The sequence below is a fragment of the Sphingobacterium detergens genome (assembly GCF_003610355.1).
GTDB lineage: Bacteria > Bacteroidota > Bacteroidia > Sphingobacteriales > Sphingobacteriaceae > Sphingobacterium > Sphingobacterium detergens.
In genome coordinates, this window is sequence record NZ_RAPY01000001.1 from 2,680,714 (window position 1) to 2,697,657 (window position 16,944).

The 16,944-nt window shown below is 42.7% G+C and carries 13 protein-coding genes; all 13 read right to left on the reverse strand.

All coding sequences use genetic code 11. The features are described 5' to 3' along the window. Positions 1-22: 22 nt before the first annotated feature. Complete coding sequence (locus DFQ12_RS11465; protein WP_120259050.1) at positions 23-1,579, reverse strand: RagB/SusD family nutrient uptake outer membrane protein; 1,557 nt, start codon at positions 1,577-1,579, stop codon at positions 23-25. Positions 1,580-1,675: 96 nt separating this feature from the next. Next, the gene (locus DFQ12_RS11470; RefSeq protein WP_120259051.1) at positions 1,676-4,774 is read right to left on the reverse strand and encodes a SusC/RagA family TonB-linked outer membrane protein; all 3,099 of its coding nucleotides are present in this window, start codon (positions 4,772-4,774) and stop codon (positions 1,676-1,678) included. A gap of 274 nt (positions 4,775-5,048) precedes the next feature. Next, positions 5,049-7,184: a glycoside hydrolase family 31 protein gene (locus DFQ12_RS11475; protein ID WP_208642508.1), complete on the reverse strand. Its 2,136-nt coding sequence runs from the start codon at positions 7,182-7,184 to the stop codon at positions 5,049-5,051. A 6-nt stretch (positions 7,185-7,190) separates the two neighbouring features. Next, positions 7,191-8,327: a glycoside hydrolase family 88/105 protein gene (locus tag DFQ12_RS28285; RefSeq protein WP_208642509.1), complete on the reverse strand. Its 1,137-nt coding sequence runs from the start codon at positions 8,325-8,327 to the stop codon at positions 7,191-7,193. Between the two features lie 111 nt (positions 8,328-8,438). Next, a complete protein-coding gene (locus tag DFQ12_RS11480; protein WP_120259052.1) occupies positions 8,439-9,152 on the reverse strand; it encodes a LytR/AlgR family response regulator transcription factor in 714 nt (237 codons plus the stop codon). Then, complete coding sequence (locus tag DFQ12_RS11485; protein WP_120259053.1) at positions 9,149-10,183, reverse strand: sensor histidine kinase; 1,035 nt, start codon at positions 10,181-10,183, stop codon at positions 9,149-9,151. The genes DFQ12_RS11480 and DFQ12_RS11485 overlap by 4 nt, the downstream gene beginning before the upstream one ends. Positions 10,184-10,307: 124 nt before the next feature. Beyond that, positions 10,308-11,090, reverse strand: coding sequence for an NIPSNAP family protein (locus DFQ12_RS11490; protein ID WP_120259054.1), 783 nt, complete (start codon positions 11,088-11,090; stop codon positions 10,308-10,310). A gap of 151 nt (positions 11,091-11,241) precedes the next feature. Further along, positions 11,242-12,381, reverse strand: coding sequence for an acyltransferase family protein (locus DFQ12_RS11495; protein WP_120259055.1), 1,140 nt, complete (start codon positions 12,379-12,381; stop codon positions 11,242-11,244). Positions 12,382-12,618: 237 nt separating this feature from the next. After that, the gene (locus DFQ12_RS11500; RefSeq protein WP_120259056.1) at positions 12,619-13,788 is read right to left on the reverse strand and encodes an NRAMP family divalent metal transporter; all 1,170 of its coding nucleotides are present in this window, start codon (positions 13,786-13,788) and stop codon (positions 12,619-12,621) included. Then, the gene (locus DFQ12_RS11505) at positions 13,785-14,543 is read right to left on the reverse strand and encodes a LamB/YcsF family protein (RefSeq protein ID WP_120259057.1); all 759 of its coding nucleotides are present in this window, start codon (positions 14,541-14,543) and stop codon (positions 13,785-13,787) included. The genes DFQ12_RS11500 and DFQ12_RS11505 overlap by 4 nt, the downstream gene beginning before the upstream one ends. Beyond that, on the reverse strand, positions 14,536-15,492 hold the full coding sequence (locus DFQ12_RS11510) for a 5-oxoprolinase subunit C family protein (RefSeq protein WP_120259058.1): 957 nt from the start codon (positions 15,490-15,492) through the stop codon (positions 14,536-14,538). The genes DFQ12_RS11505 and DFQ12_RS11510 overlap by 8 nt, the downstream gene beginning before the upstream one ends. Then, positions 15,482-16,207: a 5-oxoprolinase subunit PxpB gene (gene pxpB, locus DFQ12_RS11515; protein WP_120259059.1), complete on the reverse strand. Its 726-nt coding sequence runs from the start codon at positions 16,205-16,207 to the stop codon at positions 15,482-15,484. Before pxpB ends, DFQ12_RS11510 begins: the two co-directional genes overlap by 11 nt. Positions 16,208-16,514: 307 nt before the next feature. Beyond that, positions 16,515-16,802 (reverse strand): hypothetical protein, encoded by a 288-nt coding sequence (locus DFQ12_RS27940; RefSeq protein ID WP_147420393.1) that lies wholly within the window; start codon positions 16,800-16,802, stop codon positions 16,515-16,517. Between the last annotated feature and the right edge of the window lie 142 nt (positions 16,803-16,944).

The following is a 16,944-nucleotide window of genomic DNA, read 5'->3' on the forward strand; positions in this document are numbered from 1 at the left end:
CTCTTTGATTTATATTCATCTATTAATCAGTATATCCTGGATTTTGAACCAATAGGGTATTGGAGTTTAACACATTTCGATGAATAGGCCAATACACTCTTCGTTGTGGATCCAGGAAGCCTGGTTTGTCTAAACTCCCAGCATCTTCTTGTCTACGTTTTAGAATAGGGTCCATCACTTCTTTTACACGGCCAGTACGCACCAGGTCAAACCAGCGTTTCCCTTCACCATATAGTTCCATGCGGCGTTCGTTCAGAATCGCAGTTTCGAGCTGATAAGCAGTCGCCAAATCAGGATTACTCGCTTCGTACTCCGGGAGATTGGCTCTTTTGCGCACAAAGTTGAGGTATTTTAAAGCATTCGCCTTGTCTCCCAATCCATTTAAAGCTTCAGCGTATAAGAGGTAAATATCAGCCAATCTATAGATCGTCAAATAGACCGGAAGCATTTGATTGGTTGCTGGCCAAGGATCTTCTTTGGTCGGAGCCGCACTTGTAGGGTACCATTTTATAAAGCGGTCCCGCTTGTTATTCGGTAAACCGTAATAAACATCAAGGGTCTGCTGTGGACGGATATCAGGGCTCGGTGTGCCGGTCGTCTGTGGTTGGAACAGATCCGCCCATGCTGTTTCGTCGACGACAATGGGTTTATTATTTGGTGCCCATGAGGTTTGCATACAAGCGCATCCGTTTTTTGTATAATCCCAATGTATACTCCAAATGGCTTCCTTACTATTCAATGGCCCAGTGAAAATTGCTTTCCAGGTGGCAGCGTCCTGTAAATTTTTCTCATTGGTACCCGCATAGCTTGCGCCCGTAGGAGATTTGGCCAAAAACAATTTTTCGATCCATATCTTTGTATTCGAATAATCTTTCTTCCACATATAAACATCGGCCATCATGGCACATATCCCCGCACTACCGATCGTCCATAGTGGGTTTTTGGCATCCTTATCCACCTGAGTATAGGCTTTTTCCAGATCGGGGATAATCACTTCATCCATGATCTTTTCCTTTTTGTCCCTTGGCCGTGATGCCGGTTGGTTAAGATCCTCATAAGGTTCCAACCAGATGGGAGCATCTCCCCATACACGAACCAGATAGAAATAACACATTGCCCGAAGGGCATAACATTGTGCCAAATAATCATCAACCATCTGTGCTGTAATCCGGCTATCTAATTTAGCCGCCTGCGGAATATATTTAATATTCAGATTGGCTCTTCCGATGATGTTGTATAAACCACTCCAATCTGAAAATTGATTGGTTGGAGTAATACCATTTAAAACAATCTCATCAATAAAATCTTTGGTATAGCTAATGCTCCGGTCAAAATTATCTGAGCGATATTCTCCCCAATACAAGTATTTCTCCAAAAAGTTATCTTTTGCATTACCTACGCCAATCATTTCGATCTGAAATCCACTGTACATTCCTGCCATAGCAGCCTGTACATCATATAGATTTTTAAAATGCTGATCCAGTGCAACTTCTGCCAAAGGTTTTTCTTCCAGAAATTTACTACACCCGCCTCCTAACGTAGCAGACAAAAGTAATAGTGCTAAAATCTTTGTTTTCATCTTTATAATTTTTTATAAAAAGGTGATAAAGCAATCAGATTTATCCATTCCATAATGGATGTAAATAAATCCTGATGTTTTCATATTTATAATCCCCTAAAAATTGATATTTACCCCAAAACCATACTCCCTTCTTCTTGGGTAACGGCCATCGTCCTCACCAGGTGTCAATGGATTCGTTGTGCTGAATTCCGGATCGTAGCCCCTATAATTGGTCCAGGTCAATAGATTCGTTCCATAGACATAAGCCGTAAGTCCTTTCATTTTCAACTTATTGATCAATTGCTGATCAAATGTGTACGATAAGCGTGCACTGGCAAGGCGCACAAACGATCCGTCTTCGATATATAGGCTATTTTGATTGGTTTTCATATTTCCACGGTTATTTCTTTCCATATAATAGGGGTATTTGGCCTGGTCGCCTGGCTTACGCCATACATTATAGACCATATCCGGCGAGCCCGCACCTGTATTTGTAGGGTAGTTCTGGCGCTGCAATAAAGCATTGTACACTTCGCGCCCGAAGGAACCGTTGAAAAGAACATTTAAAGAAAACCGTTTATAGGTAAAAGTCTGCATAAAACCGAAGTAGAAATCGGGAGTTGCATTACCGAGGACCATCCGGTCTTCATCGTTAATCAAACTATCTTTTTTATTATTAAGCCATTCAGCATCTCCACCTTTTAATTTACCGTCAGGTGCATATAACTGCTGTACTGTTCCATTATAGTCACGGCCATCGAAGGTGTAGACAGGTTTTCCATCGCGGTAAAGCGGTTTGCCCTGATCGTCCAATACGAGTGTTAACTTATCCCAATTATCGTTATAGGCATTCGATTCATCCCAGGCATAGACACCCAGATTGCGCCATCCATAAAAATTACCGATTCGACCACCCTCTTCTACATACCATTTATTGCCCGCAAATGTCGGCACACCATCTGCCAGCTTCAAGATCTTATTACGTTCAAAAGATATATTTCCACTAACTTCCCAGGTAAAATCGCGCGTCACAATCGGTTTACCATTCACGATCAATTCCACTCCTTTGGAACGAATTGAACCAAAATTTACGTTAACTTTTGAAAATCCAGCTTCTTTAGCCAACTCTCTTGGATATAGTAAATCTGTGGTTGTTTTCACGTAATAATCCGCTGTAACGCCTAAGCGTCCACTTAAGAAGGTTAGATCCAACCCTGCATTATGCTGTGTTGTTTTTTCCCATCTGATCAAGTTATTTCCGAATGTCGGCGTCAATGAAGCACCACCGATTCCATTGTAGTTCCCACCGAATTTTACTTTAGTATAGGATTCATAATCTCCGATCTGATCATTCCCGAGCTGACCGATACTATATCTGATCTTCGCATCCTGTAATGCTGGTTTCGCCCACTTCATAAAGTTTTCATCCGAGAATCGCCATGCTGCGGATCCTGAGAAAAAATTCACCCATTTATTGGCCTGTGCAAATCGCGAGGAACCATCTCTTCTGAAAGAGCCCTGTACCAAATAGCGCCCTTTATAATTGTAACCGACTCTGCCAAAAATAGATGCCGTCGCATTAGCCGTTGCCCAGGTGTTTGTATTCGCCAACACCAGATAATCGGGCAATGTGACCCGGATTTCCTCATTGACACTATTCATATACTCCGAGTGAAAGCGATCTGCCCGCTTTCGGTCAGCACTAAAACCCAATAGCGCGTACACATTATGATCCTGTGCAAAGGTTTTATTATAATTCAGATAGGATTGGAATTCCCATGTAAAGACCTTATTAAACTCGTTTGTTCCATAATTTTGATCCAATTTTGCAGACAGAAAACGAGGCGAAAATTCTGTAGTCTGCGTATTGTCCAATCGCGCATTAAATAATGTTGTGAATTTCAGATCATCTCTTATTTGATAATCAAGCTGATTATTGAATTGTCCGGCATAGGTCTGAATCAGATTTTCTTCATACAGCGCATTGGCAATAGGATTCCGCTTCGATCCGATATAACTCGTCAACGATCCATCTGGATAATAAATTAAAGAATAAGCGGGTCGATCCATAAGGACACGAATGGTATTTCCAATTGGTGTCGCATTTGTTTTTTGCCAAGAAAAGGAAATATTATTGGAATAGCGCAATTTGGACGACATCTGATACTCGACATTGATACGTGATTGCAATCTCTTTGCATAGCTGTTCAACATAATGGATTTATCATCCAAATAGTTCAAACTGCTGTAGTAGCGAAGATTTTTCTGACCACCACCAATACTCAATTTAATCTCTTTCTTTTGAGCCAGGTTCCCTAATAATAAACGCTGAAGGTCATTATCGGCATTGAAACTTGGATTTATGGAATCCGTATTGGTTGCGTTTCCCTGTATATTTCTGAACTCACGAACTTCGGCAGAATTACTGACAGGAATGTAATGCGACAAGCGACCAAAAAGATGATTGTAATTTAGATTGATCAATGGTCTTCCCTCCGATCCGCGTTTGGTCGTAATCAAAATTACCCCATTGGCACCCCGTGTACCATAAATTGACGCCGAACCAGCATCTTTTAGGACCTCAATGCTCTCAATATCTGTGGGGTTGATATTTGCACCTTCAGGATTAATGATACCGTCCACCAAATACAAAGGGCCATTTCCACCATTTAACGTCGAAGTCCCCCGCACCTGGATGCTACCTGTTGCTCCGGGAGCACCACCACCATCATTGGTGACGAGTACCCCTGCTGCTTGTCCCTGTAAGGCATCAAAAATATTGATCGGCTGGCGCTCTTCAATCTTTTTTGCACTGACAGAAGAGATCGCTCCAGTCAGATCGCGCTTTTTAACAGCACTACCGTAGCCCGTTACGACAATTTCATCCAAGGCATTGTCATTTTCAACCAGCTGTACGTCGATTTGTCGTTGAGCACCAACAGTACGCTCCTCGGCTTTCATCCCCACTTGACTAAAAACGAGTATACTTGCCGGAGCAGCCTCAATCTGATACTTCCCTGCAGCATCTGTACTTGTTCCTTGGCTCTTTCCTTTTACCCGGACGCTCACCCCCTGTAATGCGTCACCTTTGCTATTACTCACTTTGCCGGAAAGCCGAACATTTTGTTGGGCAAAGAGCGGTAAACCCATACTTCCCATTATTAAAAATAGGCAGAGTACAAAGCACCCCATTTTTGTGATACTTTTCATCATAAGTTAGATATTTATTAATTGGTTATTTATTATACTCAGGCATCCTGGCCATAAAGGCCACATTTCGTCTCAGCTTCCATATTGATCGAAGCTAATGACAGACTCATCTGTATTCCCTTATTTGGTTATTTGTTTATAATTCGTTATTACCCAAATATCGCTTACTTCCTCCTGTCAGATGGTGTAAATTCTGTTCTTTTTAGCAGTAAAAAATGGTCATTTAATCCCAAAAATCACCTTATTAAACCAGTAGGGATAAGCTATTTTGTTTTTTCTATTTTGTCATAAATTCAAATTGAACCCGCCCAAACGTATTTGGTTTTCCTGGTTGCGGCTTGGACATTTCTCCACTCAAGCTTCCTTTTTCATCTTTTTTGACCAACACCCGACGCCAGACATAACTTCCTTTTTCGTAATCAAAGCTTACACCGTCATCATCATATAGCTGATAGTTCCCTTCCTTCTCCCCATAATGACGGATGGTCAAATCAACTTTCTCATTGGGGAGTGGCGTATGTAGACGACTGCCCATCATAGGTATAATACCACCATCTTTGACATAGACCGGTATGCGATCCATATCCGGATTGGCAACGATCTCTTCTCCATTGCCCACATATTTTCCGGTATAGAAATCATACCAATTACCTTTTGGCAATAACACCTTTCGCGATGACTCACCAGCGAATAGCGGCGCAACCAGTATATATTCACCACACATATACTGATCCTTTACTTCCCTATTCACAGCTTCCAGGTAAGGATTTGTTTCCAGATCCTGATTGCCCGCCACAGCTTTAGCCTGCCCTTGGAAACCTTCTTCCAATACCATGGCCCTAAATGGAGGCGTGCCATCAAAATGATACTTCGCAAATTCCGAATATAAGTACGGCATCAGCTCCATCCTTAATTGTGCATAATATTTCACCTGATCAGCGACTTCGGGAAAAGACCAGGGCTTTGTCCCACTGGACCAGGCATTGATCATGGCCATTGGCGAAAAGACAACGGACTGAAAGCGGCGTAGCCATTCCTGTCCTGTCTTCGATCCCCGTACTTCCGGCGTCCATAGTACACCGCAAAATCCACTATTGACCAGTGCTGTAATAAAATCTTGATGACTGTAATAATCATTGTAGATGACATAAGGCAAATTATTGGCTCCGGCATTGGATGCGCGCACCAATCCATACGTGCGTTTATTCTGATTTCTATATAAACTATCGGTCAGTTTCTGCGCTAGTACACCATAGGTTTGCCGCATCTGGATACCACTGATACCCGATGGAAATTTGGCCATATCGGGCCAAAGATAATAATCGTAGCCGTCTACCTCATCCATTTTATAACCGCTGACGCCAATGTTGAGCTGGGCATCCATAAATTGTTTAGCGAGGATTTTTTTAGCTTCGGGATGGTTCAAATCAGGCACTGTCCCATTCCAGACGGTATGAGAACCTGTATAAGGTTCGATCGCCTTACTAATACCAGCTTCTGGCGAGATATAAGGATTTGTCCAAAGATTTAGACGGATTCCCTTCGTGGCCAATTTCTTAATCAAAGCAGCTGGATCCGGAAAACGCCCTTTATCCCATTCAAAGGTACATGGATAGGCACGCGACTGCCATCCGGGCTCAAGCCCAATAAAATCAAGCGGAAAACCATGTTCCTCAAACTGGGCGGCTTCATTGAGTACCTCTTGGGCGGTATAGAGTTTCTGTACCCGCTGTGTAAATCCCAGTCCCCATCGTGGCGGCAATGTACCACCTCCACAGAATAGATTATATCGTTTGATTGCGTCCAAGGGATTGATACCTGCAAAGACATAAATTTCCACACCTGCTGCTGGGATATAAATCTCTACCGCATCTGAATAAGGACGCGAGTTCCAGCTTTTATCGGTATTACGATCCTTGGGTTCTGCCGGTTCCTTAGCATCTTTACGAACACCCGTACCCACGTAGTAGGTCAGATACTGCGCAGAATTAACAAGTACACCATAACCCTTGGAGGACACATAAAAAGGGACTGGAGCATGCGTCCGGCCATTATCTTTGCCACCATAGTGGTCGACATGCAGATTAAGGATCTTACCACGTTGGTGAACAGTTTGAAAATTCAGGCCCAAACCATAGATCTGTTCATTTTTTGTCAATGGCATGCGCACATAGGTTTTCCCATCTATCAGTTCCGCATGAACTTCCATTTTCGGAAATGGAAAATCAGTTGATTGCAGCTGTTCAAGTGTAGCAGCGCGCGGTTTACTATCAGCAGCACTCAGCAAGGTATATTTCTCGGGCTGACCAAAGGTACCTTTCCATACACCGGGATACTGTTCTTTCCATTGAATAGGTTGCGCTTTTGCCTGACTACAAAGCAGCAGCAAGAGGATAATCAGAATTTTCTGCATAATAAGTTATTTTTTCAACAAAGCATTTACACACCAGAGTATCGGTGCCTGCCCATGCATGTCACCTGTCTTTTGTTTTCGGTCCAGGTAATATTGATAGTCATCTTTTCTATTCGTTCCTTCGCAAACATTGGAGATATCCCCTTGTTCGTTGATATAGTCAACGAGAGCTAACCAAGCTTTGCGTGCGATGGGTGTATATTCTTTGGCATCAAGCCAGCCGTTTCTCACACCTGTAATAAGTGCGTAGGTAAACATGGCTGACCCCGAAGTCTCCACCCAGGATTCAGGTTTATCGATCAGTTGGCCCCACAGACCATCTTTACGTTGATACTTTTTGAGGCTGGCCATCATTTTTTTGTAAGAGGCTAATATCGCACGTCTATTGGCGTTATCGATAGGTAAGGAAGAAAGCAGCTCACTCATCCCTGCCGCCATCCAGCCATTCCCCCTTCCCCAAAAGAAGGGTGCATCCGGGGCATGATAGAATAAACCGTTTTCCTTTTGAATGGTATCGAGATAGACCAGCATTTCATGGGCGGCCCGGTCGATGTATTTACGCTCTCTGGTCACCTGAAATGCCTTGGACTGCACCATGGTAATCATATACATATCGTCTATCCAATAACGTGTCTGCCAGGTGAGTCCCTTATCCAAAAACTTTTGGTAGGCATTTTTCACGGTTTGGGGCGAATCAATGGGGATGCTCCATTGGGCATCGGCAAAGCGCATTCCCATTTCGCGAAAAGTCTTGTTTTTTGTCTGCTGATAAAGTTCCAGGGGAACTGTTCCGAATACCGCAAAATCCACATGCCAAGGTCGTGGCACCAAATGTTTCTCTGTATCAAAAAGAGGCATAAAGCGTTGGGTAAGTTGCTCAAGCAGTACCTTGTCGTTACTGATGTCGGCAAACTTCAGTGCCCCGTACCAGGTACATACTTCGGGATAGGTAATAGATCTTGGGGGCGCTGGTGGTTTAAAGCTGTTATGTGGACTTTCGACAAAACGCTGTGCGACCAAACGCCCAACGGTTATGGGATTAGCCTTTTCGGGCCAGGTTTTCAAATCTATGTTTTGTGCCTGACCATATAGAGCCAAGGACACAGCAATACCCGCGAGTATTGACCTCACAATCGTTATCATTAGCTGGGTTTATATTTAGTTATTAGACCAAATATCGCTAAGTAGCTACTTTTTTGAGGGGTAATTTTCGACCATTTAGGTGGAAATATTGACTAGAAAGCTGCGACAGATTTAACTCCCCCTTTTCAGGATATAGCGTTCGATACACTGTGCTAGCGGTTCCCGATGACTTCTACCAATCGGGAGCTGTTTATTTTGCACCCAGATCATATTATTTTCAATACGATCAATTTTAGCTAGCGCCACCAGAAAGGACTGATGTATGCGAATAAATTCCTCTGCGGGCAGCTGTTCAGCAATGCTTTTTAATGTCAAATAGGCCATTATTTTCTTTTCAGGTAGATGGATGAAAACATAATTTCCGGCAGATTCTATAAAGAGTATATCCCCAAAATTTATCTTTTCGATCTTCTTTTCACAACGAACAAATAGAAATGAAGGTGCAGGTACTTCTGTCCGCCCCGATTCCAGGTATTCTTTAGCTTTTAACACTGCTTTCAAAAATCGTTTAAAGGCGATTGGCTTAAGTAAATAGTCAAGCACATCCAGTTCGTAGCCATCCAAAGCATATTCGGGGTATGCCGTAGTCAATATGACGACAGGTCTGAGGTTGATTTCCCGTAAATACTGAATTCCTGTTTTTTGAGGCATTTCAATATCTAGGAATAGAATATCTGCTTTATTTTGTTGAAGCCATTGATCAAGTTGATTGGTGTTTTCAAATTCACCTACCAATTGTAGAAAATGAATATCATCTATAAATTCACGCAATATTTTTCTTGCAATAGGTTCATCATCCGCGATAATACAACTCAATTTATTCATATCATAATATTTAATTTAACAGACCAGATTGCACCATCATTTTCGATCTGTAATGTATGGGCTGCAGGATACAATAGTTGCAAACGTCGTCTGACATTTTCCAATCCAATACCACCAGTTTCCTGTACGCTGGGCCCATACGAGTTTTCACATTCAAATAAAAGCTCATTTTCTTTCTGCCGGAGTAAAATCTTGACAAAGCTTTCCTTTTCATTTGTATATCCGCTAAACTTAAATGCATTCTCTACAAAAGGTAAGAATAATAAGGGTACAATCCGTTTTCCCTCATCCGTTACATCGACTGTAAGTTCCGCGGTTAACAGTTCATTTTTTCGCATCTGCTGAATTTCCATATAGCTTTTCAGGTAAGAAATTTCTTTTGCCAGATCGACGGTATCTGCATTAGCTTCATATAATCCATACCGCAATAGGTCTGCAAATTGTACCAATGCATCTCGGGCGGTACCATTATGTCTATCGATAAGTCCATAAACCGTATTCAGACCATTAAACAAAAAGTGGGGATTGATCTGTGATCGCAGGTAGTTCAGTTCGGAGTTCAGCTGTGCGATCTGAAAATTCTTCAATTGCTGGTCTTTTTCATAACGTGTTTGTGTAATAGAGATCATGCAGGAGACCACGACAAACCATAATGCATCCAAAAAGGAACTCCAGGCCAGTTGCTTATAGTCCGTAGTTGCAAAGTGAGGAAGTTTTTCGATAAGCTGATAATATTCTGTCAGCACAATGATCGATACGTAAAGGAGAATAGAAAAGAGCACGGCGGTGAGATAAGCAAATCCCCTTTTTGTCCGTTCAAACCAAGGAAACAATAAAAAGCCATTGACCAAAGTAATAGCGACCATGAGGCAAAAATGGACAAAAAAGATAGGTACAAAGGGCACCCAGTCGTCATCCGCAGCATATAATTTCCTGTTGAGCAGCATAAAACCTATATGGATCAGAATAAACAGAAAATAGTAAGTGTATTTTTTGTTTATAAACCAGTTCAGATAGGCTTGAATACGCATGGTATATTACGGTGATCTTATGAATAAAATGAAAATTTATTTTAATCTCTTATGAAAACAACAAAAAAGCAAATAAGGCCGCTTGAAAATCCGTCCAAGCGGCTAAAAATGGGGCCTGCCTCTATTACACTTGCGAGTAAGGTGTGGGTACCAGAAACGCGTTACTGATTTTCGATATTGTATTTGCATACTGGGCATCCGATATTAACCGTTTCCATTCGGGATCAGCTATAAAAGCTTTCCACCCTTTTTCATGCTCATCCATATTATCACAGGTGAGCAAATAAGTAATACGTGGCAACTTATCGCCTGCAATCACTTCCCCAAAAAATACGGGTTTTAATTTCGCCCGTACAAAAATCGGGAATTCTCCATCATGGAACATTTTGACTTTTCTTTTGACAGCACCTTCGCTATAACCTTCATAGGTTCTTAATTCAAAGATCCGAGGCTTGCCTTCCGGTACAGTCATCGTAGGCCAGCCTTCGAAAGCCAACATCAGGGAAGAGGTAAATCGGTTATATACCTGTTTGTCAACAGGTAAATTAGTATAGACTTCACTATTTTTAATATAATCAGCATCTGCAAGTATTTTTGCGTTTACAGTGGTATAGCTTTCGAAGGACGTATAGGGAATCAGCAAGTAAAGTTTGGCCGGATCAGTTCTCTTCCATTCTTTAAAAACACCTACTGTTTTTATGCCATATTTATTGAGCGCAGGTATCAGTGCGGATTTAAAATATTGTTCCAATTGGTCGATATCTCCTCCAAAGCGTATTTCATATTCGCGCCATTCATACAATTCCTTTTTTGTGGAATTCCCTTCCCCCGCCATCGCGGGGCCGACACCTACAGCCATACCGGCGGTCATTGCCAGTGAAGATTGGAGAAATTTTCTACGTTCCATATTTAATTTAAGTTTAATGGTTGAAAGTCATCTAAGTTATATTCTAAAGTTAATTAATTTATTCTTTGTAATATATTTATTTTAAATGATTTACCTGTATTTATACCACTAACATGGATTGCATTTTCTTTGTTTCTTAAAACTGTTCGTATTAATCTCTAGAGGGAACGAGGGTAAAGCGCTTTTTCAGTCTCAAAAATGGTTTTTCAAAAAAATGATAGGACAACATAGACAGCAGTACCGTGGCGATAAAAGCGATCACAAAGCCAAGCGTATTCCGCCATTCTTCTAGCCCCAGAGACTGGCTTAAAGTTGTCAGTTCTGTTGCAAATGTTTTATAGATCAGCCAATAAAAAGAGATATGAAATACATAGAGACCATAGGAAATACGGCCAAGATAGATCATAGGTTTGGGTAAATAGCGTTCGGGCATCCCCAATAAACTGAGAAACAATAATACGCTACCAAGCAATATCAGCATCCAGCCGGCTACAGTTTGTGGCACATTCGAGAGATGGGGGGCATCAGCATGTATTCCACAGGCAATAGAAGCCAGCAACCAACATCCCAGAGTCGCGACAATCAGCAGAAAACGTGTGATTAGTGACCATTGGGGCATCCAACCTTTGAAATATAACGACAGTAATATGCCAACGGCAAAAAACTGAAACTGCACAAAACTATTGGTCCATGCACTGTTAAACTCTTTGGTCGGGTGTAGCCCATAATAAATAAGAAAAATATAGGCTAGCGCGAGGAACAGATAGGCTGCCATTTTCAGACCGCGACGACCGCCATAGGCAGCCAACAAGGGAATCAAGATATAAAACTGTTCTTCTACAGATATACTCCATAGTGGGTTGAGCGGATAAGCTGGCAACCATCCATGCGTACTGATGTATATATTACCTGCAAATAGACTAAAAGAACCCCAGGCAAGTGGCGGTAGCGCAAATGCAGGAAAAAAAAACGGGGTCAACAATACCCAGCCAAAGAATACCAAAAAATAAAGTGGCCAGATACGCAGTATACGTCGGATATAAAAAGCTTTTGGATGCACCCGACCAGTCTGCTCCTGCTCTCGGGTCAGTAATTCCGTAATCAAGAATGCGCTTAGTAAAAAAAAGACCGGAACACCGAAGTTACCTACCAAATTAATGTTATAGAGCCAGTATTGTTTAACAGGATCAAAGGGAGCAAGATCCATGCGGTGTACAAAAAAGACACAGAGGAAAGCAATAAAGCGTAATACATCTAATTCAGGGCGGTAATAACGTTGGACGGTCATCATTTTAAAAGGATTATTGATCAAATTAAAATACGTGATACCAGAAAGTTATAAAAATATTTTACATATAAAGTTCATTTAACGTGTCAAACGACAATTTCAGCTTGATTTCTATCTCCCTTGATAAAGCTCGCCTGCAAATGCTTCAAGCTGATTTTCTTTCCAAAATTGGATACCCGACGGAAAGTTGAGGATATTGGCACTTGTATGTTGAAAACTATGACCTGATGTTCGAAAGACTTACATATCCATGAGTACTCTTAGGCTCATAAACGCCATTAACACAACGATCGTTGCGCCAATCAATGTCAGCAGGATCGGTTGTTTATAGACGCCCACAATAGCAGGTTTGTAGGCAGCTATCAACATCACGGTCAACGAGATCGGCAATATAAAACCATTCACTGCACCAGCGATAATCAATAGATGGACAGGCTTACCAACAAAAACAAATATTAGGGTGGAAATCAATATAAAAGCAATGATAATCCAATTTTCATTTTTTGCAATCCGTGCATTGAATGTTTTTATAAATGAAACGGAAGTATAAGCTGAACCGATAATGGAGGTAATCGAAGCTGCGAACATGACCAGACCGAACAGGCGATAGCCAAAATTGCCTGCCGCAAGCCGGAAAACTGAGGCTGTAGGATTACCATCGTCGATCAGCAAACCCTGACTCAGCACACCCAAGGCAGCCAAAAATAGACAGACCCTAACTAGGGAAGCAACAGATATCCCCATGACGGCACTTCTATTGACGGTAGGTAAGGCATCAAATCCTTTTACCCCAGCATCAATCAAGCGATGACCACCTGCAAAAGTAATATATCCGCCGACAGTGCCCCCTACCAATGTTATGATCGAAACAAAGTCGATCTTTGCCGGAGCTACTGTACGCAGTACAGCCTCGCCCAATGGCGGCGAAGATATCAATGTGATGTAGATAAATGCTAAAATCATGATCGCCCCCATCAGTTGTGTAAAGCGATCCATGGCTTTGCCGATCTGTCTGTTTAGGAAAACAGCGATGGCAATGAATGCCGATATACAGGCCCCCGTCATGACATTTATACCAAAGAGGGCTTCCAACCCCAGTCCCGCTCCAGCGACATTGCCAATATTGAATGCCAGACCGCCGAGGATAATCAGTAGCGAGATAAAACCACCCAATCCGGGCAACAGTTTGTTCGCGATATCCTGTGCCCTCATTTCGGATACGGCGATCACACGCCAGATATTTAACTGAACCCCGATATCAATTAGTATGGATACCAGAATCACGAATCCAAAGCTCGCGCCTAGTGATTTTGTGAAAACCGTCGTTTGTGTCAGGAAGCCCGGACCGATAGCCGATGTCGCCATCAACAATGCCGCACCAATAAGTGCTGAAGTATTTTTTTGTTTCATCGGATCAGTATATCGTGGTTTTTTAACGTTTGGTTGATTGTCTTGGCAAATTGTACGGCTTCTGGGCTATCTCCATGCAGGCAGATGGTATCGGCTTGGATGTCCACCACATTACCTTGTAGGGAAGTCACTTTTCCTGTTCTGATCATACACAAGACCTGTTCTGCCGCCTGCTCAGGATCATGAATAAGCGCATTTTTATCCGACCTTGCTGTCAATGTGCCATCCTGTTGGTAAGTGCGGTCGGCAAAGACCTCACTATATACCTTCAAGCCTTTATTCCGACCTGCGTTAATGAGTTCGCTGCCCGAAAGACCATATAGGATGAGGTTTGGATCGATCGCGTAGATCGCTGCTGCAATGGCATCGGCCAATTCAGGTTTGCGCGCCGCCATATTATAGAGGGCGCCATGTGGCTTCACATGTCGTAATGTTGTCTGTTGGACCTTGGCACATGCCGCAAGTGCACCAATCTGATAGACAACCAGTTCGTAAACTTCCCGAGCTGTAGTCTGAATCTCCCGTCTTCCAAAACCTACCAGATCCTTAAAACCGGGATGGGCGCCTATTTTAACATTATATTTCAGGGCCAGCTGAATGGTTTTCATCATAGTCGAAGGATCTCCGGCATGAAAACCACAGGCAATATTGACAGCGGAAACATAAGGCAGGATAGCCTCATCATTGCCCATTGTCCAAGCGCCAAAACTCTCGCCCATATCGCAATTTAAATCTATAGTCAGTTGCTTATTCATATTTCAATGCGATTGCACTTTTCAGTTTAATTAATTGTTGATGACGCTGTTTCAATAAATTTTGGGCCTCATCCAGGTCGACCCGTTCAAAACGGATGTTATCCTCGGGCCCCTTTTGCGCCAGGAGCGGAAGGTCTACAGTAGCAACCTGGCCAATGACGGGATAACCGCCTGTGGTCGGATGGTCAGCCATTAAAATAATTGCGTTGCCATCCGGTGGCACCTGTATACTACCAAAGGTGACCGCCGTTGATAAAAGTTCCCTTTGTTTTTTGAGCTGTAGCGGTCTGGATTGTAAGCGGTATCCCATCCGATCCGAGTTTTTGCTAATGGTAAACACATCCGCAAAGAAGCTTTTCAGTGAGTCGCTTTCAAACTGATCCCGCTGTGGGCCGTCCATCACCCGGATCACTCCAGTAGAAAGGTCTGGATACAGCGCAGGGTCAATGCTCCAGGAGAATTGGGTTTCTCCACTATCATAGGGATGGTTGAAAGCAATCCGGTCCTGTTCTTTGAGTGACCGACCTTGCCAGCCACCTATTTCTCCCTTGCTATAAGTTGATCTGCTGCCCAGTACTTCGGGGATATCAAGTCCTCCCCGAAAACAGATATAAGACCGGCTGCCTGAATTTGGTCTCCCGAAGGAAAGCAGTGAACCAGCCTCAATCAAGACAGGTTTCCACATTGGTAAGGGCTGACCATCAACCTTGGGTGACAGGTCTGCGCCTGTCACAGCGATAAGCTGTGCCTGTTCGAAATAAATGGTAGGACCAATGATAGTACATTCTATTGCGGCTTCGTTTTCTGCATTTCCAAGTATACTGTTACCCAGCAGTAAAGCATAGCTATCCATTGCCCCACTAACGGCCATACCGTAGCGCTGTAGACCATAACGTCCCAAGTCCTGTATTGCAGTCAACATGCCCGCCCTGATGATCTTAATACCCATAGGATGCTGCTTTTAGTTGAACAAACTCATCATAAGTTATAGGCACAAAACACACAAGATCCCCCACTTCAAGCAAGGAGGGTTTTTCACGTTTGAGGTCAAACAGCTGCAATGGCGAATGTCCAATGATCTGCCAGCCTCCAGGTGTCGCGATCGGGTACACTCCTGTCTGTTGTCCCGCAATCCCCACCGCTCCAGCCTCAATCTTCAAGCGGGGTACTTCTTTTCGTGCTGTTGCGATCCGGCTGTCTAGACCGCCCAAATAGGGAAATCCAGGAACAAAACCGATCATATATACTCGGTATTCCGGAGCACTGTGGATATGGATAACTTCTTCTTCCGTCAACCCATTGTATTGGGCCACATAAGCGAGGTCATCCCCATTGTAATAGACGGGGATTTCCTTTTTTACAGCCTTATATTTCGGATCATCTGATATATCTTGTACGATTGTTTGAAATGCAGTCAATAGTTCCTGATAGGTAATCGTCAGCGGATCATAGTATATCGTGATTGTTGTATAGGCCGGAACATACTCAATAACACCTGGCTGCGACCAGTTTTCGATACAGGCCACGACCTTACGGACCTGTGTATTGACAGCTTCGGAAAGCGAATCACCAAAAGAAAGGACAATCGCCTGATCTCCCATGGGATAATGCCGAATGGTATTTGGTAAGGCTATACCTAAAGACTGCTCGTGGGAACTTCCCATAATTTGTATGTTATAATCTATACAAAGATTATAAATACCAGACGATAATCAAACAACAGAATTTAAAAATCAGTTCGTAAAAAATGCAAGAACTACCCCAATCCCTGACCAGTTTTTGGCTTTTGCTAAACACTCTTTGGAAAATAGTGAACAGTATTTCCAACAAACTGAACAGTATTCTCGAAAAACCGAACAGTATTTCCGACAAGCTGAACAGTACTCCAAACAAGCTGATCACTTTTTTCAAACAACCGAATGGTCCTTTTCAGTAACTGTTCAGTTTTTTCAACCGACTGTTCGGTTTCTATTAAAGACTGATCAGTTTGTTACAATTTGTGATCGGAATGTTGTAAACACCGATCACTTTCCTCAGCAGTCCGAACACTCTTTTGCATATTGTGTTCACTTTCTTCCAGAAAGGCAACAGTATTTCAGTGGGACTGGTCAGTCCTTCCAACATACTGATCACTTCTTTCAAAATCCTGAACAGTTCCTGCCAGGGACTGTTCACTCCTGTGTAAATTCTAATCACTTCCACCAAGAAAGTGATCACGTTTTCTGAACAACCGGTCACTTTTTCTGAAAACGTGATCACTTGTTCAGAAAAAGTGTTCAGTTTTTAGCAAGGAGTGACTAGCAAAAGGCAAAAAGTAGTCACCTTTAGGCACATATTATTCAACAATAACAGAATTGCTCTCGATTAACTGTCCCTCTTTGGTGCCATATATTTCAGAGAA

Bases quoted from the DNA above. Each gene is read 5' to 3' on its own strand.
- DFQ12_RS11465 (WP_120259050.1), bottom strand. From the start codon at position 1,579: ATGAAAACAAAGATTTTAGCACTATTACTTTTGTCTGCTACGTTAGGA.
- DFQ12_RS11470 (WP_120259051.1), bottom strand. From the start codon at position 4,774: ATGATGAAAAGTATCACAAAAATGGGGTGCTTTGTACTCTGCCTATTT.
- DFQ12_RS11475 (WP_208642508.1), bottom strand. From the start codon at position 7,184: ATGCAGAAAATTCTGATTATCCTCTTGCTGCTGCTTTGTAGTCAGGCA.
- DFQ12_RS28285 (WP_208642509.1), bottom strand. From the start codon at position 8,327: ATGATAACGATTGTGAGGTCAATACTCGCGGGTATTGCTGTGTCCTTG.
- DFQ12_RS11480 (WP_120259052.1), bottom strand. From the start codon at position 9,152: ATGAATAAATTGAGTTGTATTATCGCGGATGATGAACCTATTGCAAGA.
- DFQ12_RS11485 (WP_120259053.1), bottom strand. From the start codon at position 10,183: ATGCGTATTCAAGCCTATCTGAACTGGTTTATAAACAAAAAATACACT.
- DFQ12_RS11490 (WP_120259054.1), bottom strand. From the start codon at position 11,090: ATGGAACGTAGAAAATTTCTCCAATCTTCACTGGCAATGACCGCCGGT.
- DFQ12_RS11495 (WP_120259055.1), bottom strand. From the start codon at position 12,381: ATGATGACCGTCCAACGTTATTACCGCCCTGAATTAGATGTATTACGC.
- DFQ12_RS11500 (WP_120259056.1), bottom strand. From the start codon at position 13,788: ATGAAACAAAAAAATACTTCAGCACTTATTGGTGCGGCATTGTTGATG.
- DFQ12_RS11505 (WP_120259057.1), bottom strand. From the start codon at position 14,543: ATGAATAAGCAACTGACTATAGATTTAAATTGCGATATGGGCGAGAGT.
- DFQ12_RS11510 (WP_120259058.1), bottom strand. From the start codon at position 15,492: ATGGGTATTAAGATCATCAGGGCGGGCATGTTGACTGCAATACAGGAC.
- pxpB (WP_120259059.1), bottom strand. From the start codon at position 16,207: ATGGGAAGTTCCCACGAGCAGTCTTTAGGTATAGCCTTACCAAATACC.